Source organism: Parathalassolituus penaei (assembly GCF_026626885.1).
GTDB classification, from domain to species: Bacteria; Pseudomonadota; Gammaproteobacteria; order Pseudomonadales; family Oceanobacteraceae; genus Oceanobacter; species Oceanobacter penaei.
Genome location: NZ_JAPNOA010000009.1, coordinates 1 through 20,060, shown reverse-complemented (window position 1 = coordinate 20,060; position 20,060 = coordinate 1). Strand labels below are relative to the sequence as shown.

16 protein-coding genes and 1 pseudogene are annotated in these 20,060 nt (G+C 55.6%); 10 read left to right on the top strand and 7 right to left on the bottom strand.

Annotation, left to right across the window (positions count from 1 at the left end; all coding sequences use genetic code 11):
• Positions 1 to 76 precede the first annotated feature (76 nt).
• The 3 genes from fdhA to OUO13_RS02280 form a co-directional block, all read right to left on the bottom strand.
• A complete protein-coding gene (fdhA, locus tag OUO13_RS02290) occupies positions 77 to 1,270 on the bottom strand; it encodes a formaldehyde dehydrogenase, glutathione-independent (protein ID WP_283172227.1) in 1,194 nt (397 codons plus the stop codon).
• 527 nt (positions 1,271 to 1,797) lie between these two features.
• Positions 1,798 to 2,706 (bottom strand): DMT family transporter, encoded by a 909-nt coding sequence (locus OUO13_RS02285; protein ID WP_283172226.1) that lies wholly within the window; start codon positions 2,704 to 2,706, stop codon positions 1,798 to 1,800.
• A gap of 157 nt (positions 2,707 to 2,863) precedes the next feature.
• The gene (locus OUO13_RS02280; RefSeq protein ID WP_283172225.1) at positions 2,864 to 3,640 is read right to left on the bottom strand and encodes an alpha/beta fold hydrolase; all 777 of its coding nucleotides are present in this window, start codon (positions 3,638 to 3,640) and stop codon (positions 2,864 to 2,866) included.
• 245 nt (positions 3,641 to 3,885) lie between these two features.
• Between OUO13_RS02280 and OUO13_RS02275 the strand changes: the two genes are divergently transcribed.
• The 6 genes from OUO13_RS02275 (at position 3,886) to OUO13_RS02250 (ending at position 10,073) form a co-directional block, all read left to right on the top strand.
• Positions 3,886 to 4,992: a YcjF family protein gene (locus OUO13_RS02275; RefSeq protein ID WP_283172224.1), complete on the top strand. Its 1,107-nt coding sequence runs from the start codon at positions 3,886 to 3,888 to the stop codon at positions 4,990 to 4,992.
• The gene (locus OUO13_RS02270; RefSeq protein ID WP_283172223.1) at positions 4,976 to 6,508 is read left to right on the top strand and encodes a GTPase family protein; all 1,533 of its coding nucleotides are present in this window, start codon (positions 4,976 to 4,978) and stop codon (positions 6,506 to 6,508) included. The genes OUO13_RS02275 and OUO13_RS02270 overlap by 17 nt, the downstream gene beginning before the upstream one ends.
• Positions 6,509 to 7,219: 711 nt before the next feature.
• The gene (locus OUO13_RS02265) at positions 7,220 to 8,266 is read left to right on the top strand and encodes a DctP family TRAP transporter solute-binding subunit (protein WP_283172222.1); all 1,047 of its coding nucleotides are present in this window, start codon (positions 7,220 to 7,222) and stop codon (positions 8,264 to 8,266) included.
• 117 nt (positions 8,267 to 8,383) lie between these two features.
• Positions 8,384 to 8,668 carry a TMEM134/230 family protein gene (locus OUO13_RS02260; protein ID WP_283172221.1) on the top strand — a complete coding sequence of 95 codons (285 nt, stop codon included), beginning with the start codon at positions 8,384 to 8,386 and terminating at the stop codon, positions 8,666 to 8,668.
• Positions 8,665 to 9,600, top strand: a complete 936-nt coding sequence (locus OUO13_RS02255; protein ID WP_283172220.1) for a metallophosphoesterase — start codon at positions 8,665 to 8,667, stop codon at positions 9,598 to 9,600. The genes OUO13_RS02260 and OUO13_RS02255 overlap by 4 nt, the downstream gene beginning before the upstream one ends.
• Before the next feature lie 122 nt (positions 9,601 to 9,722).
• The gene (locus tag OUO13_RS02250) at positions 9,723 to 10,073 is read left to right on the top strand and encodes a RidA family protein (protein WP_283172219.1); all 351 of its coding nucleotides are present in this window, start codon (positions 9,723 to 9,725) and stop codon (positions 10,071 to 10,073) included.
• Between the two features lie 868 nt (positions 10,074 to 10,941).
• Here the strand turns inward: OUO13_RS02250 and ppsR are convergent.
• Positions 10,942 to 11,757, bottom strand: a complete 816-nt coding sequence (gene ppsR, locus OUO13_RS02245; RefSeq protein WP_283172218.1) for a posphoenolpyruvate synthetase regulatory kinase/phosphorylase PpsR — start codon at positions 11,755 to 11,757, stop codon at positions 10,942 to 10,944.
• A gap of 201 nt (positions 11,758 to 11,958) precedes the next feature.
• Here ppsR and ppsA point away from each other — a divergent pair, with 201 nt between their 5' ends.
• The 4 genes from ppsA (at position 11,959) to OUO13_RS02225 (ending at position 17,761) form a co-directional block, all read left to right on the top strand.
• Positions 11,959 to 14,328, top strand: a complete 2,370-nt coding sequence (gene ppsA / locus OUO13_RS02240) for a phosphoenolpyruvate synthase (protein WP_283172217.1) — start codon at positions 11,959 to 11,961, stop codon at positions 14,326 to 14,328.
• Between the two features lie 191 nt (positions 14,329 to 14,519).
• Positions 14,520 to 15,629 carry an alpha/beta hydrolase gene (locus OUO13_RS02235; RefSeq protein WP_283172216.1) on the top strand — a complete coding sequence of 370 codons (1,110 nt, stop codon included), beginning with the start codon at positions 14,520 to 14,522 and terminating at the stop codon, positions 15,627 to 15,629.
• A 129-nt stretch (positions 15,630 to 15,758) separates the two neighbouring features.
• Positions 15,759 to 16,253, top strand: coding sequence for a ribonuclease E activity regulator RraA (gene rraA / locus OUO13_RS02230; RefSeq protein ID WP_283172215.1), 495 nt, complete (start codon positions 15,759 to 15,761; stop codon positions 16,251 to 16,253).
• 584 nt (positions 16,254 to 16,837) lie between these two features.
• Positions 16,838 to 17,761 (top strand): NAD(P)-dependent oxidoreductase, encoded by a 924-nt coding sequence (locus OUO13_RS02225; protein WP_283172214.1) that lies wholly within the window; start codon positions 16,838 to 16,840, stop codon positions 17,759 to 17,761.
• A 744-nt stretch (positions 17,762 to 18,505) separates the two neighbouring features.
• Here the strand turns inward: OUO13_RS02225 and OUO13_RS02220 are convergent.
• The 3 genes and pseudogenes from OUO13_RS02220 to OUO13_RS20020 all read right to left on the bottom strand — a co-directional run.
• Positions 18,506 to 18,721: a hypothetical protein gene (locus OUO13_RS02220; RefSeq protein WP_283172213.1), complete on the bottom strand. Its 216-nt coding sequence runs from the start codon at positions 18,719 to 18,721 to the stop codon at positions 18,506 to 18,508.
• 38 nt (positions 18,722 to 18,759) lie between these two features.
• Positions 18,760 to 19,488: a pentapeptide repeat-containing protein gene (locus tag OUO13_RS02215; protein ID WP_283172212.1), complete on the bottom strand. Its 729-nt coding sequence runs from the start codon at positions 19,486 to 19,488 to the stop codon at positions 18,760 to 18,762.
• 209 nt (positions 19,489 to 19,697) lie between these two features.
• Positions 19,698 to 20,060, bottom strand: a pseudogene (locus OUO13_RS20020) (transposase); the annotation flags it as partial.

Genomic DNA, 20,060 nt, shown 5'->3' with positions numbered 1-20,060 from the left:
CGGGAGTGAGGGGATTTATCCCCGAACCGGGTTCGGGAATAAATCCTGATTGCTGTTACCAGCAAACGCCTGAGTGTCAGGCTGTTACAGCACTGTGTGGGTCGATCACAAACTTCTTGGCGGCGCCGCCGTCGAAATCTGCGTAGCCTTGTGGGGCTTCGTCCAGGCTGATCACCTGTACGTTAACCGCATCAGCAATCTTGATCTTGTTGAACAGGATCGCCTGCATCAGCTGACGGTGGTACTTCATTACCGGGCACTGACCAGTGTGGAAAGAGTGGGATTTCGCCCAGCCCAGACCGAAACGCATGCTCAGAGCACCTTTCTTGGCGGCGTCGTCGACGGCACCCGGATCTTCAGTCACGTACAGACCTGGAATACCAATCTGACCACCGGCGCGGGTGATGGACATGGCGGAGTTCAGAACGGTAGCCGGGGCTTCAACGTGAGAGTTGCAACCACAGGCGTGAGCTTCGAAACCTACGCAGTCTACGAAACAATCCACTTCGCGTTCGCCGAGGATCTGTTCCAGTTTGTCTTCGATATCACCATCTTCTTTCAGGTTGATGGTTTCACAGCCGAAGCTGCGTGCCTGGTCCAGACGGGACTGGATCATGTCGCCAACGATCACACAAGCAGCACCCAGCAGTTGTGCAGACGCAGCAGCAGCCAGACCAACCGGGCCCGCACCGGCGATGTACACGGTAGAGCCTGGGCCTACACCGGCGGTCACACAGCCGTGGAAACCGGTTGGCAGAATGTCGGAGAGCAGGGTCAGGTCGCGGATTTTTTCCAGCGCTTGGTCAGCATCCGGGAATTTCAGCAGGTTGAAGTCGGCGTACGGCACCATGACGTATTCGGCCTGACCACCTACCCAGCCACCCATGTCCACGTAGCCGTAAGCGGCACCCGGACGGGCAGGGTTTACGTTCAGACAGATACCGGTTTTGCCTTCTTTGCAGTTGCGGCAGCGGCCACAGGCAATGTTGAACGGTACGGAAACAAAATCGCCGACCTTCAGGAATTCGACGTCACGACCACATTCGATGATCTGGCCAGTGATTTCGTGACCCAGCACCAGACCGGACGGTGCGGTAGTACGGCCACGCACCATGTGTTGGTCGGAGCCACAGATGTTGGTGGTGATCACCTTCAGGATGACACCGTGGTCGCACTTGCGGTTGCCCAGTGTCAGTTCCGGGAATGCGATGGATTCAACAGCAACTTCACCCGGGCCCTTATAGACCACACCGCGGTTAGTAGCGCTCATAGATGTTACTCCAGACTTGTTTTGTTGTTATTGCGCGAAGATCGGCCTTACAAACTGGCCAAATAACAACGTACGCCCCTTGCCTGGAGGCGACTTGCCAGAAAAAGACCTCCAGATGACCAAAATCCGGGTTTGGTTGATAAAGACTTTTACGAAAATGTCGTGAATGACATATCGAGCCAGAGTGGCTGCGGGGTTGTGCGTGGTGGGTGTGGGAGGTGCTGTCATCAAACTACGTGTGTGATTCATTCTCCGAGCAGTAGCTTCATCGTGGATTGCTGACGTTGCCCAGCGTAGCTGGCTGCACCATGCCCATCGGGCCGGGGTCGAAACGCCGTTGTCGGTGAATACCGGAGATACGAGCCCAGTCGGGCTAAGCAGGGGGAGGCCCGCCCGGCCGGGGGACAAGGTCCCCCAAGAGGGCATACGGTTGTGCCAATTAACATGCTGTGCCGATTATGCCGCCATCCGATGTGGGAACTACGCGTAAGAACGCCGACTGATCGGCGTTGCGGATTTGCTGGCCGTTACTGAACCTGTGTCTGATGCTGACGCTGCATATTGCCTCCTAGGAACCAGAACACTCCGAGCAATACCAGGCTGCCGCCAATCATGGTCTGGGCGCTGGTCTGTTCATTCAGCAACCACCACACCCAGATGGGTGCCAGCACCACGTCGAGCATGGAAATCAGGCCACTTTCGGCTGAACCGATAATCCGGCTGCCTGCCAGAATCAGCAGATACCCCACGCCGGTGCTGAAAATGCCGTACATGGCGCAGCCAAACAGTGCCTGTGCCGACGGTATTTCCAGCGGCATAAAGGGCAGGGCGATGGGCAGGGAGAACAGCGCACCGGTGAGGGTGCAGAAGGTGGTGTTGAGTTCACGATAACGGCGCGCCAGTACCAGCTGGATGGCAAATGAACCCGTCATGGCCAGTGCCGCCAGATAGCCAAGGGTATCCTCGGTACTGACCGAGCCGCCCATGGCGATGGATACGCCGATTAACGCCAGCAGACCGGCCAGCAGAAAGCGTTGGCTGACGGCTTCTTTCAGCCACAGGAATGCAAATAGCCCGGCCAGAAACGGCAGGCTGGCGTATACCGTCATGACGTTGCCGACGCTGGTCCATTCCAGCGCAAACACATAAAACACCGAGGCTGCGCAGGAGCTGATGGTGGATAACAGCTCCGGTTTGCCAAATCGCAACGGCCGATACTGCAGTGCCAGCTGCGGAGAACGGGCTGCTCGTTGTCGACGATTTCGCTGTTGCCAGGCGACTACCGCGCCCATGGCAAGAGCCGCAAATGCTGAGCGCCAGAACACCAGCGTCCAGACATCAACATCGGCAATCCGGATAAACAAGCCAGCGGTACTCCAGATCACCGCCGAGCCAACCACCAGCGAAACACCCGTCCAGTAATGTTTGGTCGTCACAGCACACCTCAGTGCAGGGAAGGTGTGCCACGCTAGCCTGTTTATGAAATGAGAATGGTTTAGGCTGCGACAAAAGTGACATTGAATCCGACAGCCTGCGAAAGGGCTGTCGGAGTGGTTAACGCGGAGGGATGGGGGAGGCGAACGTGACGCCTGTTCAGTCGGCCATCATGGCGGCAACACATTCATTGGCGTGACTGGTTACCAGCATATGGCTGGCACCCGCGACCTGCTGTTTGCTGCCGTTGGGTGCCAGACGCGCAATATGCTCGGCGATCCGGTGGGTTACCGGGTTGGAGTCGCCACCACAGATCAGTTGGACCGGCATGGCCAGCTGACGGATTTCGCGCACGCCCCAGGGCACGTTCTGGCAGATTTTCCAGTGGCGCAGGTTGTGTGGAATCAGTGGTGCGAGGCTGTCCTGAATGTGTTCCGGCAAGGTCGCAAAGCTGCCTTGTACGCCCCAGAAATCCACCACACGGCCTGCAGCACGCGGTTCGTTGCGTTCCAGTGCATCCTGGTAATCGGCGACAAAATCCATCACCTGCTGATAAGCAAAATGATCCTCCACTTGTGGCAATAACCAGGCGGCTACCGGTTCAAACAGGGTGAGCTGGCGAATCGGAACAGAACCCTTGAGCGCCAGTGCCAGTGCAACAACGCCACCAAAGGAATGCCCGACCAGATGCACGGGTTCACCGTTGGCATAGTCGCGCCACGCCTGTTCGATAATGGCCAGTTCGGTTTCGACATTGGCATTGCTGGTGTCGGTAATATCCGGGCTGCCACCATGGCCGGGCAATTTCACCAGAATACACAGGTGATGTTCTGCCAGTTGTTTCACCATGCCTTTCCAGGTGGAGGTGGTGGCAAACGAACCGTGTACCAGAATCATCGGCTGGCCCTGACCAACCACGTCAATATAGGGATTCATAGGGCGTCCTGCTTGTGAAATGGAATTAACAACCACCGGGATGTTTGTGATCGGTCGGCAACAATAATCCGGTTGGGGCTGGGTAAGCCAGTAGCGATTGGTCGATTGGCCGGGTCACACTGTTGCCAGAATGCTGGCTCTGCTGCCTGCCGCTGGGCAATACTTCCGGCAATGATGGATATCTGAACCTTGCGGGGTTCACCAGTGTCTGGTGAATGTCGGCGGGGTGAACAAAAAGGTGATGTATGGGCTGGCTGGATCGTGTTTACCGTTTTCTGAACCCCGAAGAAGCACCGCAGGTAGCCGAGGCCGGGGCGGCGTGGGCACAACAATTACCCACATTGTGGCTGCTGGGAAAAACCGGGGCGGGCAAATCGACCCTGATTCAGGTGTTAACCGGCGACAGCCGGGCCGAGATTGGTAACGGCTTTCGCCCCTGTACCCAATCGTCCAGTGTTTACGATTTTCCCCTGCAGCAACCTTTGCTGCGTTTTCTCGATACCCGTGGTCTGGCAGAGGCCGGTTATTCCGCTGCGGAGGATATCGCCAGCCTCGGCAAGGGCAGTCATGCCCTGCTGGTGGTGATGAATACCGGTGAAACCGACCAGCAGGCGGTGCTGGATGCCCTGCGGCAGATTCGTGCGGATGGCACCATCAAAGAGCTGTTATTGGTGCAAACCTGCTCCGGGCAGTATGACCCCGCCGAGCGTGATGCCTTGCAAACATTACAACGTCAGCAATTGGCGGCGCTGTGGCCCGCTCCGTTTGAATCTGTGGCGGTGGATTTTGTACCGGACTCCAACCTGTTTGAGGGTTATGAGCCGCTGGTGGACGCGCTGTGCAAGCTGTTGCCGATGGTCAGTCTGGTGGTGCAGCAACAACAGCAGGGCAGCCGTGAAGAACAGCAGTTTTTGCAGTATCGCCGCGAAATTCTCTGGTATGCCGGTAGCGCCGGTGCTGCTGACGCCTTGCCCGCTCTGGGGCTGGTCGCGGTTCCGGCGGTGCAGGGGCGGATGCTGTATCGCCTCGCCAGTTATTACGGTTCTGGCTGGAGCCGACAGCAGCTGGCGGAGTTTGTGGGTACGCTGGGCGCGGGTTTCAGCATGCAGTATCTGGGCAGCCTCGGCGCGCGCCAGTTGGGCAAGCTGATTCCGGTGTACGGCCAGACGGTGGGTGCTGCGACCTCGGCGGCGCTGTCATTTGCCAGCACCTACGCCATCGGTCGTGTTGCCTGTTATTACCTCTATCAGCGCCAGCATGGCCAACCGGTGCAGGATGCCGATATTCAGGCGCTGTACCGCGAGGCTTTCCGTTCCATCAAACGAGTAACCGATCATGACAACACCCACTGAAACAGGGCTGGCCAGACGCTGGTTGCTGGCAGCCCTGCTGTTTTTATTACCGGTATTGGTGCTGGCCGGTTTTGGCTTGTGGCTGGTAATTCGCGACCAGTACTGGTTGCCGCTGGCGATTGCGGTGGCCGCTGTAACCCTGCTGCTGTTGCCCTTGTGGTGGTGGCTTGAACATCAGGACAAACGCCAGAGGGCTCCCAATGGCAGTCGTCTTGATGGTGTTGTGCCGCTGGTTGAGCCACCAGCCGATTGGGGGCAGCGTGAACAACAGGCCTATGAGGCACTCAAGGCTGAAATTGATGAGCGTCTGGCGACGGCCGGTGAATGGGAAGATCTGCAGGAGCATGGTTGGCAGCTGGTGGCGTCGGCGGCACGTCTGTACGGCAAAAGCGAGTGGGGGTTTTCCGTACCGGAACTGTTGCGCATGAGTGAAGAAGTCAGTCGTCGTTATCGACGTCTGCTGCTAGCCAATGTGCCGGGGATTGAACACCTTTCCTGTGCGGTGATTCGGGGTGGCGTGGTCAATCGGGATCGTTTTGGCCAGGCTGGCAAGGTTGGTGGCTGGCTCTGGAACACCTGGCGGCTGGCACGTGTGACCACACCCGCTGGCTGGTTGAGTGAGTTACGGGGCCAGCTGTTAGCCAAAGTGCTGGGTGATGTGAACGAACGCCTGCAATTGCGTCTGAAACAAGCCTTGTTGCTGGATGTCGCCGCAGTGGCGATTGACCTTTATAGCGGCCGTTTCCGGTTCGCGGATGAGGAATTACCTACCGCGACATTGCCAGCAGTTGCATCTGCCATTGCCCCTGAGCCGGTGCGGGTGGTGGTGCTGGGACAAACCAGTGCGGGCAAATCGAGCCTGGTGAATGCCTTATTGGGGGATGTGGTGGCTGAAACCAGCCCGCTGCCAGCCACTCGTGATGTGCTGGCCTATGAATGGGCGCTGGATGGCACTGGCGTTATGCAGCTGGTGGATCTGCCCGGTTTGACTCAGGAGGCGCAACGCCAGCAACAACTGCTGGAAGAGGTGACTCATGCGCATATTCTGGTGTGGGTGTTGCGCGCCAATCAGCCGGCCCGGGAAGCCGACGTGGCTTTTCGTAAACAGCTGGATGACTGGTATGCCTGCCCGCAAAACCAGGCGCGTAAACGTCCGCAGCTGATTGTGGTGTTGAATCAGGTCGATCGTTTGTTTGCCCGTGGGCAGTGGCAAGCAGCGGTTGGTGCTGAACAGGCGAATCATCCGCAGATTCAGAAAATTCAGGAAGCCATGGACTACAACCGCGAGCTGCTGGAGCCGGATGTGATACTGCCATTGGTTACGGCGGCGGGTGCTGAACACTGGAATCTGGAAGCGCTGGAAATACAACTGGATCAGGGCTTCCGTGAGGGAATCAATACCCAGCTCAACCAGCGCCGACTGGCGGCGGGTAATGCATCGCTGGGAGAGCAACTGGGACGGGTGGTCAGTGGAACGCGCAGCCTGTTCCGGTTATTGAAAAAACCGGACGTTTGACGTGATGTCGATCCGTTAAGCAGCAGTCGGCATCAGAGTGCGTCTCCTGTTGTGTGGCTATCAGCCATCCCCTGCTCATCAACCACCGAATGTGCCCAGCGTAGCTGGCTGCTCAAGGCCCATCTGGGCGAGCCGGGATTCACCGCAACGGCCGACCCGGCCGGGGCATGGATGCCCCGCAAGGCCCGTTGGCACAGGGATGTGCCATCGGGCCGGGGTCGAAACGCCGTTGTCGGTGAAAACCGGGAAAACGAGCCCAGTCGGGCAAAAGCAGGGGGAGGCCCGCCCGGCCGGGGGACAAGGTCCCCCAAGAGGGCAAGCAGCCTGGCAAATTAACAAGCCGTGCAGATCGTGTAGAAGGAAAGCTGTGTGTTGCTTCACTGATCGGCATAGGCGTATGCCGGAATTGTAAAGTGGCTGAAATTTGTCTATGGGTGGATTTGCACCCTTTTATAATTTAGCAATGGATAATAAAACACTCATTTACAGTTTTTTGAGGCTTTTGTAATCAATGTGTCATGCGGGCAGGATAAGTCTCACAAGGGTATGTTTTTAAAACAGTTTTACTATTGTTAAAGGTCGTATCTGGCTGTACTTCCGAAGAAGTGTTCAGAATGGCGTGATTATTGCGATAGAAACTGACCATCCGATTGTCATGATCTTGTGCATCCGGTGGAAACAATAATAACGATCCCTTGAGGAGAGCCTGCAATGTTCATTGCAACCGTCAAATCCTGCTGCTCGCGCCTGTCCAAACTCGCTATTGTCGGTATGTCTGCCCTGGTTCTGACCAGTGTCTGTCTGGTTTTACCGGCACAAGCCGATGAAGCCGCCAAGCCTGTTGTTATCCGTTTCTCCCACATTGTTTCCGGCAAGGCGCCTAAGGGGCAGATGGCTCTGAAGTTCAAGGAACTGGCGGAAAAACGTTTACCTGGTCAGGTGGTGGTAAAGGTTTATCCACGCGCCATGATGTATGAAGACGATCAGGTGGTGGATGCCATCCTGAAAGGTGATCTGGAAATGGCTGCACCGGCGGTTTCCAAATTCACCAAATACACATCCAGTCTGCAGGTATACGACCTGCCATTCCTGTTTGATGACATGGGCGCGGTAGACCGCTTTCAGCATGGCCCGGCCGGTCGTGGCTTGCTCGATAGCCTGGCAGGTCACGGTATTCGTGGTCTGGGTTATCTGCACAACGGTATGAAACAGCTGTCAGCCAACCAGCCGCTGCTGCAGCCAGCGGATGCCGCGGGTCTGAAGTTCCGCATCATGAGTTCGGATGTTCTGGATGCGCAGTTTAATGTGATTGGTGCACGTGCTGAGAAGTATCCATTCGGTGAAGTGTTCAATCTGCTGGAAACCAAAAAAATTGATGGCCAGGAAAATACCTGGTCCAACAACTACACAACCCATTTTTTCCGGGTGCAATCGCATATCACCGAAACCAACCACGGTGTGCTGGATTACATGGTGATTACCTCCACCGCGTTCTGGGATAAATTGCCAACCGCCATGCGTTCGGAACTGGAAGCTGCCCTGAATGAAGCCATCGAGTGGGGTAACCAGAAGGCGGCGGAAGAAAACGCCCAGGACCGTGAGCGTATTGTTGCCAGTGGTGAAACCAATGTGATGACCCTGACACCGTCCCAGCGTATGCAATGGGTACAGGCCATGCGTCCTGTCTGGAAGCAGTTTTCCGGTGTGATTGGTCAGGACCTGATTGATGCTGCACTGGCATCCAACAACAAACCATAAGTGCTCTGCGGATTGCCCGGCGCAAGGTCGTCGGGTAATCCGGTCAAATCCTGTTGGCCCTTTTGAATCAACGCGTTAAGGTACAGGCATGATCAAATTTGCCTGACTGGAATCGATGTGAAAAACAATCCTCTCCGTTCGTTGTTTGCTCCTTTGCTGAACTCGCTGGATAGCGGCAACGGCCCTTATGAATACAAACCCTCGTTCCGCAAGATTCTGATGGTGGTTGGCCTGCTGTTTCTGGTACTGGCAACCGGTTGTGTGCTGGTGGCGATTTATGCCGGTCTGCTTGCCAGCCTGATGCCGGGCGTTGTCTTTACCCTCGCAGGACTTTGCTGCGTGGTGGTGGCAACGTTGGGCACTGATCGCGCGGTAGCGCGTATCTGGAACAACCGCAAATGACTCACCGCTACTTCGACATTGTGGGGGATATCCATGGCCATGCCGACGCGCTGGAGCGTTTGCTGGAACAGATGGGGTATCAGCCGCATGGTCGGGGATACCGCCAGGACGGCCACCAGTTGCTGTTGGTGGGCGACCTGATTGATCGTGGCCCGCAGCAACGGCGCGTGCTGGAGCTGGTGCGTGCCATGCGCGATGGTGGCGATGCGGTGGTGGTGATGGGCAATCACGAATTTAACGCATTGTGTTTTGCCAAGCCCAAAGCGGGTGGTGGGTTTGTACGTCCACACAACGACGTCAATCGCCACCAGCATGAAGCCTTTCTGGCGGCCTTTCCGTTTGGTTCGGCAGCCCATGCCGAGGCGCTGGATTTCTTCCGTACCTTGCCATTGTGGTTGGATACCGGCGCCTTGCGGGTGATTCATGCCTGCTGGCATCAGCCATCCATGCAGTTGCTGGAGCCTTGGTTAACTTCAGAGCGACTGAATGACGATGTGTTACTGGCATATGGCGAAAAAGGGCTGATCTACGATGCCATTGAGGTGTTGTTAAAAGGCCCGGAAACCCAATTGCCAGCCGATGTCTTTTTTGAAGACAAGGATGGCAAGCGCCGTACCCGCGCCCGTATCAACTGGTGGAAACTGGCCAAGGGGTCGCCGGGAGCGTTTGCCGTGCCGCCAGCCTTGTTGCATGGGCATGATATGAGTGAAGTCCTGACGGCGGCGGCCGAGTTTGAATATCACGATGATGTGCCGCTGTTTTTTGGTCATTATTGGCAGCGCCATTTCCGTGAGCCGGAAACTCATGCGCATGCCTGGTGTCTGGATTACAGCGTGGCCGCCGGTGGCCAGTTGGTGGGGGCCACGGTTGAAGTAACTGACGGCGGGCCTGCACGCCTTGTGGGCTGGAATCGGGTGCCTGCTTTTGTCTGATGCTGACCGGTGCGCCATTGCGTTGGTCGTAACCAACCATGACGTTGACGCAGCGGGGCCGGACGCTCCGTGCCGCACTGTTACAATTGCCTTGTATTTACGAAATTCGGAAACATTCTTGTATGAATATTGAACGTATCAACCCGCAAGTTCGCTGGTCTGACGTCACCATCTACAACGGTATTGCCCATTTTGTGGAAGTGCCGGAAGGTGACGCAGCGGATATGGCCGCCCAGGCACGCCAGATTCTGGCGCAGGCTGAAGCGACGCTGGCTCGGGCCGGTACTGACAAGCGCAGCCTGTTGTCTGCCACCATCTATATCACCAACTTCGCCAATCTGGCGGCCTTTAATGAAGTGTGGGATGCCTGGCTGCCAGAAGGGTGTGCGCCAAGCCGTGCCTGTGTTCGTGTTGAGCTGGCTGATCCATCCTGGCTGGTGGAAATTGCGTTTGTGGCGGCGGTTAAAGGTTGATTCGTTCTGGCGCTGTGATGGTAAAAAACGCATGCTTCGGCATGCGTTTTTGTTTGTGCTGGCGGCTGGCTTCTGATGAGAAGCTGCTTGCCAGACGCCAGACGCCAGCTCGGCTTGTTAATTGGCCAGGCTGCTTGCCCTCTTGGGGGACCTTGTCCCCCGGCCGGGCGGGCCTCCTCCTGCTTAGCCCTGCTGGGCTCGTTTCTCCGGTATTCACCGACAACGGCTTTTCGACCCCGACCCGATGGCACATCCCTGTGCCAACGGGCCTTGCGGGGCATCCATGCCCCGGCCGGGTCGGCCGTTGCGGTGAATCCCGGCTCGCCCAGATGGGCATTGGGCGGCCACCTTTGGTGGGTTAAATCGGTGTAAATAGATGCTCTGTTGTAGCGTGGGCATTTATGCCCACAAAAATCGCGCCCGACGCCCGACGCCCGACGCCCGACGCCCGACGCCCGACGCCCGACGCCCGACGCCCGACGCCCGACGCCCGACGTCCGACGCCAGCTCGGCTTGTTAATTGGCCAGGCTGCTTGCCCTCTTGGGGGACCTTGTCCCCCGGCCGGGCGGGCCTCCCCCTGCTTTTGCCCGACTGGGCTCGTTTACCCTGTCTTCCCCGACAACGGCTTTTCGACCCCGACCCGATGGCACATCCCTGTGCCAACGGGTCTGGCGGGGCATCCATGCCCCGGCCGGGTCGGCCGTTGCGGTGAATCCCGGCTCGCCCAGATGGGCATTGGGCGGCCACCTTCGGTGGGTTAAATCGATGTAAATAGATGCTCTGTTGTAGGGTGGGCATTTATGCCCACAAAAAATCGCGCCCGACGCCCGACGCCCGACGCCCGACGCCCGACATCAGGCGGCCTGCTCAGGAACGCATTCGGCGGTGCAGGCCGGTTTCGGCCATGATGCGGGTTGAGATTTCTTCGATTGAGCGGTCGGTGGTGCTGATAAACGGGATCTGTTCGCGCTGGTACAGCTGCTCAACTTCATCAACTTCGTGGTAACACTGCTTCAATGACGCATACCGGCTGTTGGCGCGGCGTTCGTTGCGAATGGCGGCGAGGCGGTCGGGGTCGATGGTGAGGCCGAACAGTTTCTTGCGATACGGTGCCAGTGCGGCGGGCAGGTTCATGCTTTCCATATCGTCTTCGGTCAGCGGATAGTTGGCCGCTTTGATCCCAAACTGCATCGCCAGATACAGGCAGGTCGGGGTTTTACCGCAGCGCGATACGCCCACCAGAATCACATCCGCTTCTTTATAGTGACGATTACGCCCGCCGTCGTCGTTGGCGAGGGCAAAGTTGATGGATTCGATACGATTCAGGTAGCCGGTATCCTTGGCAGAGTGGGATTTACCCACGCTGTAGGACGATTCCACCCTCAGGGCTTTTTCCATTGGATCGAGAAATGCCCCGAAAATGTCAATTTTCAAACCGATTGCGTCGTCCATAATAGCGCGAATACTTTTATTGATGATGGTGTCGAAAATAATCGCTACCGCTTCATCGGCTGAGTTGCGGTTTATTTCTTCCACCACCTTGCGGGCTTTCTCTGCCGAGTCGACGTACGGGTAGGTGACCCGCTCAAACTCAATGGATTCGAACTGGGCAAGCAGGCTGTTCCCCAGCATTTCAGCCGTGATGCCGGTGCCATCAGAGATAAAGTAGGCGTATCGCTTCATATGGAAATTTGGTAAACCTGCACTTAGTATTACGCCGCGCCTGGTCCGGGACATACCGGGCGCCGGTATTACGGGCCCCCTCAGAGCGATCGGGCGGATTCAGTCCGCAGCCAGTTTCAGGTTAGTCCGGGTTGGACTTTTTCACCTGCTGGCCGAAATTGCGGCAAATAACAGAACGAGTGATGGTACAGGAGAACAACATTGACTGACTATGTACTTTGGTTTGATCAGGTCGGGATGGCTGACGTAGAACGCGTTGGCGGCAAGAATGCCTCTCTCGGCGAAATGATCAGCCACCTGGCCAGCACCGGAGTCACTGTGCCCGGCGGTTTCGCCACCACAGCCGATGCTTATCGTGAATTCCTGTCCCACGAAGGACTGGCCGAACGTATTAACGATGTACTCGAAGGCCTGGATGTTGATGACGTGCGGTTGCTGGCCGATACCGGTAGCGCCATTCGTCGCTGGATTCTGGATGCACCACTGCCGCCAGCGCTGGAAGCCGCGGTTCGCGAAGCCTTTGCGCGCCTGCAGGAAGGCAATGAACGTATGGCCGTAGCCGTGCGCTCTTCGGCCACCGCAGAAGACCTGCCGGATGCTTCCTTTGCGGGTCAGCAGGAAACCCACCTGAATATTGTTGGCATCGAAAACGTTCTGCACGCCATTCGTGATGTGTTCGCGTCCCTGTTTAACGATCGTGCCATTGCCTACCGTGTGCATCAGGGTTTTGATCACAGCAAAATTGCACTGTCCGCTGGTGTACAGCGTATGGTGCGCAGTGAAACTGCCTCCAGCGGTGTGATGTTCAGTATTGATACCGAGTCCGGTTTTGATCAGGTGGTGTTTGTTACCGCCTCTTACGGTCTGGGTGAAACCGTGGTTCAGGGTGCTGTAAACCCGGATGAATTCTACGTTCACAAGAACAACCTGCGCGCCGATCGCCCGGCGATTCTGCGTCGTAACCTCGGTGCCAAAGCCATCAAGATGGTGTACTCCGAATCGGCCGCCGTGGGCCGTTCGGTCGAAACCCAGCGCGTGGATCGTGCCGATCGCCTGAAATTTTCCATTACCGATGACGAAGTGGCGCACCTGGCGCGTCAGGCGCTGATCATCGAAGAACACTATGGCCGTCCGATGGATATCGAATGGGCCAAAGACGGTGACGACGGCAAGCTTTACATCGTACAAGCGCGTCCGGAAACCGTAAAAAGCCGTGCCTCCAAAACCGTTATGGAGCGTTACCTGCTGAAGGAAACCGGTACAGTGCTGGCCGAAGGCCGCAGTATTGGCCACCGCATTGGCAAGGGCCGTGTTCGTATCGTGCACGACATCGACCAGATGGATCAGGTGCAGGAAGGCGACGTGCTGGTAGCGGATATGACCGACCCGGACTGGGAACCGGTGATGAAGCGTTCCGCCGCGATTGTGACCAACCGTGGTGGTCGTACCTGTCACGCCGCAATTATTGCGCGCGAACTGGGTATTCCGGCGGTGGTTGGTTGTGAAGACGCGACCGAAACCCTCAAGGATGGTCAGGAAGTGACCGTGTCCTGTGCGGAAGGGGATACCGGTTACGTCTACGAAGGTGCGCTCGACTTTGATATTCGCACCAACAGCGTTGATTCCATGCCGGATCTGCCGTTCAAGATCATGATGAACGTTGGCAACCCGGATCGTGCCTTCGACTTCCAGGCGCTGCCGAACGAAGGTGTGGGCCTTGCCCGTCTGGAGTTTGTGATCAACCGTATGATCGGTGTGCATCCAAAAGCCCTGCTGAACTTTGATCATCTGCCAGAAGAGCTGAAACCTACCATCGAACGCCGTATTGCCGGTTACGCTGGTCCGGTGGATTTCTACGTGGAAAAACTGGTGGAAGGCATCGCCACGCTGGCGGCGGCGTTCTGGCCAAAACGCGTGATTACCCGTCTGTCCGACTTCAAATCCAACGAATACGCCAACCTGATTGGCGGCCGTTTGTACGAGCCGGAAGAAGAAAACCCGATGCTGGGTTTCCGCGGTGCCTCCCGTTACATCTCCAAGAACTTCCGCGACTGCTTCGAGCTGGAATGCCGTGCCATGCGCAAGGTGCGTGATGAAATGGGCTTCACCAACGTCGAGATCATGGTGCCGTTTGTGCGTACCCTCGGCGAAGCGGAGCAGGTGATTGGTCTGCTCAAGGAAAATGGTCTGGAACGTGGCAAAAATGGCCTGCGCCTGATCATGATGTGTGAGCTGCCAGCCAACGCCATTCTGGCCGACCAGTTCCTCGAGTTCTTTGATGGTTTCTCGGTTGGTTCCAACGACCTGACCCAGCTGACCCTGGGCCTGGACCGTGATTCCGGCATCATTGCCCACCTGTTTGACGAGCGTAACCCGGCGATCAAGATCCTGCTGGAGAACGCTATTCAGGCGTGCAAGAAGCAGGGCAAGTACATTGGTATCTGTGGCCAGGGCCCATCGGACCATCCAGACTTCGCCCGTTGGCTGATGGAACACGGCATCGACAGCGTCTCCCTCAACCCGGATTCGGTGATGGATACCTGGTTCTTCCTCGCTGACAAAGCCCACTAAAAAACTGTCATCCTGATACCGGCGGGGGCTGCCCCCCGCCGGGTATCTTCTTGTACACTGCGCGCCAGTTCACATGTCGTCATCACTGGACTGACTTGTCTATTGCACAGGCTCTGCTTACACCCTGTGTCCAGCATCTGAAAAACCCCGAGAGAATATAAAGGCCGGTTTTTGGCCTGGAGTCGTTGTTCATGAAAAGCAGCAGTGAGCTGTTTCCCGTTACGTTGGCCCGTGCCGAAAGTCTGGGGCAATACGCGGACGATATTTACCTCGTCAAACACAATACTGACCGTGACAAGACGGTGCAGATTGCGGTTTCGCACCTGAGTCCGGGATTTGGTCAGGCCCAGCCTGCACCGGGTTCCCGTCAACCGCTAGTGCTGGTGCACGGTGCCTTCCAGAACCGGAATCAGTGGTTGGGTTTGCAAGGCGAGGGGCTGGCCGGTTGGCTGGTTGATCAGGGATTTGATGTCTGGCTGATGGAAATGCGTGGCCATGGTTATTCACCACGCAACAAGGAATACCAGCAGAACACTGCCGAGGCATGCGCCTGTTACGACATTCCGGCAGTGAACGCATTTGTGCAGGAGCAGACCGGTCGTAAACCGCTGTGGCTGGGGCATTCGCTGGGTGGTCTGGCGCTGGCAACGGCGGTGGCCGCCAGTCTGCTGACCCCTGATAACTGCGCGGGCACCGTGTTGTTTGGCACCCAGGTGCTCAAACGTCAGTGGTTTATGTGGCTGCCACTCAGTGGCGTCAGTCTGCGTACCATGATGAAAATCAAAGGCGAAATTGACGGCGAAAAAGCCGGCAAAGGCCCGGAAAACGAACCGGTGGGTGTGGTCAACGAATACCTGCGTCGTCAGGGCCTGTTCGGCAAATGGCAGCTGCGTGAGCAAAAACGCCTGTTGCTGCCAGGCTGGCGTTCTGCTCGTTTGCCGCTGCTGATGATTTCCGGTGCCGCTGACGAGTTGGCTCCGGCCGACGCCTGCCAGCGTTTCTTTGATCTGTATGGCAGCCTCGCCAGTGATGCCGCGGGCCCGAGTGTTACTGCCGATGCTGCCGAAGAGAACATGGCGGAAGCGGAGAATGGCACCGACGACGTCGAGGACGCAGCGGAGTTGCCCGTTATGGATTCTGAAGCGGGTAGCGCCGCCTCAGCCTTGCGTGAGCATCTGGTGTTTGGTTCTGACCTCGACAGCAACGCGCTGGTGAACGGTGATGTTGCCCAGCAGGAAATCTGGCCACGTCTGCTGGTGTGGTTAAAAGCCTGTCAGATCGTCACGGAATTTGCCGACTGAGCGTACGTCGGCGTTGCCCCCGAATGGCCTGACTGGCCAAAGCAGGGGGCATGCTGGTCTAAAGTGGGGTGGTGTGGTCTGACCAGATGTTTTATAACCGCCCCAAACTCACATAAAAGGCCAAAAACCATGACCAAATACGTTACCCCTGATCTTTGTGATGCCTACCCGGAGCTGGTGCAAGTGGTTGAACCTATGTTCAGCAACTACGGCGGTATCGACTCTTTCGGTGGTGAAATCGTTACCGTGAAGTGCCACGAAGACAACTCCAAGGTCAAAGAGCTGGTGGACACCAACGGTACTGGCAAAGTGATGGTGGTTGATGGCGGCGGCTCCATGCGCCACGCCCTGCTGGGTGACATGCTGGCTGAAAAAGCCGAGAAAAACGGCTGGGAAGGCATCATCGTTTACGGCTGCATTCGTGACGTTGACGTGATCATGGAAACCGAACTGGGTGTACAGGCGCTGGGTACCAACCCGCTGAAAACCGACAAGCGTGGTATCGGTGATATCAACGTGGATGTGAAATTCGGTGGTGTGGTGTTCAAGCCAGGTCACTACGTTTATGCCGACAACAACGGCATCATCGTGTCTCCTCAGGCTCTGGAAATGCCAGAAGAGTGATTGCGTGTTGACGCATTGACTGCTCTGAACAAAAAACGGCTTATGCCCTGATGTTGATCGGTTAAGTAGCAGTCGCTCGATCTGCAGCGATTGTTAATTGGCCAGGTTGTTTGCCCTCCTGGGGGACCTTGTCCCCCGGCCGGGCGGGCCTCCCCCTGCTTTTGCCCGACTGGGCTCGTTTCTCCGGAATTCCCCGACAATGGCTATTCGACCCCGCTCAGATGGCACATCCCTGTGCCAACTGAGCTGGCGGGGCATCCATGCCCCGGCCGGGTCGGCCATTGCGGTGAATCCCGGCTCGCCCAGATGGGCATGGTGCAGCCAGCTGCGCTGGGCAAATTCAGCAATCGATGATCAGGCTTTGGCTGGAGATGATCATGATGTCCTCAGTGTTGAGAATCCCTTAACTGATCGGGTTTAAATAAATCCAGTTTTTGTTTTTTATCAAATGATTAGAGTGATTATTTAAATCTTTTTCTATAAAGTTTTAACTTGTCTTTATTGCCTTTTTATCCTTTCTTTCGATTTCCATTCAGCCCGTGCCGGGCGCTATCATGGCGTTTTTATTGGCAAGGAATACAGGCATGAAAGCGGTTTTGCTGGATCTCGACACCATGGGCGATGGCATTGATCTGGAGCCCATTCGCAGCCGCGTCAGTGAGCTGCGGGTGTATGGCACCACCAGCCCGGAGCAGCTGGATGAGCATCTTGGTGATGCTGACCTGATCATTACCAACAAGGTGAAAATACCAGCACAGGTGATGGTGAATCGCCGAGGCATTCTGATTCTGGCGACCGGCACCAATAACGTTGATATGGATGCCGCCCGCGCACTGGGGCTGCCGGTTATGAATGTGCTGAACTACGGCACCGCCTCGGTGGCCCAGCATACCTTGATGTTGATGCTGGCATTGGCCGCGCGGCTGCCTGCTTATCAGCACGATCTTCAGCACGGTGCCTGGCAACAAAGCCCGTTTTTCTGTTTGCTTAATCATTCCACCACCGAGTTGCTGGGCAAACGTCTGGTGATGGTAGGGTCCGGAGTATTGGGCAGTGCCGTGGCAAAACTGGCCAGCGCCTTTGGTATGGAAGTCAGTTTCTGTGCCCGGCCGGGTGCCGAGCAGGATGACCGCCCAACCCTGGATCAGTTGCTGCCCCATGCGGATGTGCTGAGTTTTCACTGTCCGCTGAACGCCGATACCCGTCATTTGCTCAATGCCGAACGCCTGCAACAGATTCGCCCTGGCTGTCTGGTGGTGAACTGCGCCCGTGGCGGCATTATCGATGAAGTGGCCTGCCTGCAGGCGCTGCGTGATGGTCGTCTGGGTGGCCTGGCGGTGGATGTGTTGCCGGAAGAGCCGCCGGTGCAGGGGCATGCACTGCTGGATGCCCTTGGGCAGGGGCTGAATTTGATGGTGACACCGCACAATGCCTGGATTTCTCCGCAGGCGCGGCAGCGGATTATTGAGCTGACAGCGGCCAATATAGATCGCCTGCTGGCGAGCTGAATGATTGGCCTGGCGATCCGCGATCGGATCTGAGTCCGGCGTCTGGCGTCTATCTCGTTCCAACGCTCCTGCGTTGGAATGCAGCGGTTTTTACACTCGGCTTGTTAATTTGCCAGGCTGCATGCCCTCTTGGGGGACCTTGTCCCCCGGCCGGGCGGGCCTCCCCCTGCTTTTGCCCGACTGGGCTCGTATCTCCGGTATTCACCGACAACGGCTATTCGACCCCGCTCAGATGGCACATCCCTGTGCCAACTGAGCTGGCGGGGCATCCATGCCCCGGCCGGGTCGGCCGTTGCGGCTCATACCGGCTCGCCCAGATGGGCATTCTGTAGCCAGCTACGCTGGGTGAACTCGGTGTGGATGGATAAATTTTTATCTCGTTCCAATGCTCCTGCGTTGGAATGCAGCGGTTTTTACACTCGGCTTGTTAATTTGCCGGGCTGCATGCCCTCTTGGGGTCCTTGTCCCTGGTCGGGCTGTTAAAGCGGGGCAAGATCACCCACCGGACTTGCCATCATTGCAGTACGAGTCATCGAGAGGGGGTAAATCCAGCCGATCTGATATCAAGTGATGCAGGGCATACTCGAATGTACCTAGCTGAATTTGTTCTTCAAAATTGATCAGCGCCATCGAAGTCTGGTTGTAATCGTAATGTTTGTGCCTTGGCATATCGCGCCCTCGCGGCTGCCAAGGATTTTACCGCAGAGAGGCGGTTGAGTGGGGTTTTTCTACAGCTTCAACGCCTCAAACACCGGCTTGGTGAAGTTGGCGGATTTTTTGGAACAAAAAAGGTGACAGCTTTATCAAGTCCGAGTGCTTTGACTTGTTAGCCGATTCTTGCAGGAATTTACTATATTTTGGGCTGGCAACCACACTAGCAGACATAGAAAGGAGAGTTAGTCCAAGTTTATAGGCACAAAGTAAAACAAATGCTGCAACTGTCATAAAATCCAACACCATAGGCATCACCTCCACAAACATTATAAGCGCATTGACGTTCAACCCGCGTCGGTCCGTAGACAAGTCTCTGCATGCTCACGTAGGTATTTTCTATGCTGTAGTGGGCCGGGTTGAACAACACTATCACTAAGGCTTAGCTTATGCAATATCACTTTTAGGTAGCTCAAAGTATGGAAATCCTTAACAACAAGGCTTTCCAATAACGGAAGGTTTTGTATTAAAAATGACTCGCCGAATTCATCAGCGAGCCACTTTAAGGAAATAGTATTTAGCCTGCCTTTCTTGCGGTGCAATACGGATGATCTGTTAATAAACTGATTGTTTCTCAATAACTCAGCACGATGCAAAAGCTCTTCACTAAACCCGGTCTCTGGATAATAACCTTGAATGACCTCAGTCGAAATTAGATTGTTTTTACTAAATCCATCTCCGAGTGGTGAAGACAAAACTATTGAATTTTCTATCACGCAACCCCTCAGTTTCGTACGATCAAACTGAGTTGAAATAATGATGCAGCGATTAAATCGAGCTCCAGACAAGATGCATTTCCTGAACAAAGCCCCTTGAATTAAGCAGTCATCAAATATGGCCTGACTCATATTGCAAAATTTAAACTTGGATCCTACGAATGAAGTGTTAACAAACTTGGTTTCAATGAACTTGGAATTGTAACTCTCTGTTTTATTAAAGTTTTTATTTTGAAAATTTGCTTTTGATGCATCTTTCGATATATAGCTATAGCGAAGAGGATTTGAATTTCTAGTCATGTTTCTCCTTGGTGCATAGAACTCTATTGCGGCTAACGAGACTGTAGAAAAACTATTTTCGGAGCGGATATTTCCTTCATATCCCAAAGCCATTGAAAATCAGCAACCACAGCTTCGCTCAAAAAAATCGAAACAATCGAAACAACCGAAAATGGATAATTCACGATACAACTGCATATTTGACCTCCTTATCCTGATATTTCCTTTGATCACCTGATCTGAGGTATCAGTTTCTCAATATTGTGTACCATGGCATATAACTGCCATTGAGCTTGTACCTTCTNTTTTACCCCGCAGACCGAACCGCTTCAAGCCTTTATTGTGTTCCAGGTTGGCAAACACCGGTTCCACCGTCGACATCCGATGGCTGTAGATTCTCTTGCCTTCGTCACTGTCGATTCGGGCTTTCATCCAGTCGGTGTAGGTCGGCGTGGCACTATAAACCTAGAATGAGACCTGTCTGCCGGAGCCTTTTCTGTGATTGGCTGATTCCGGGTTGACCATGCATTTGTCCTTGATCGGGCAGATCCGGCAGTCCGACAATTTTCCGGTAAAGAAGGCCGTTCGATTTC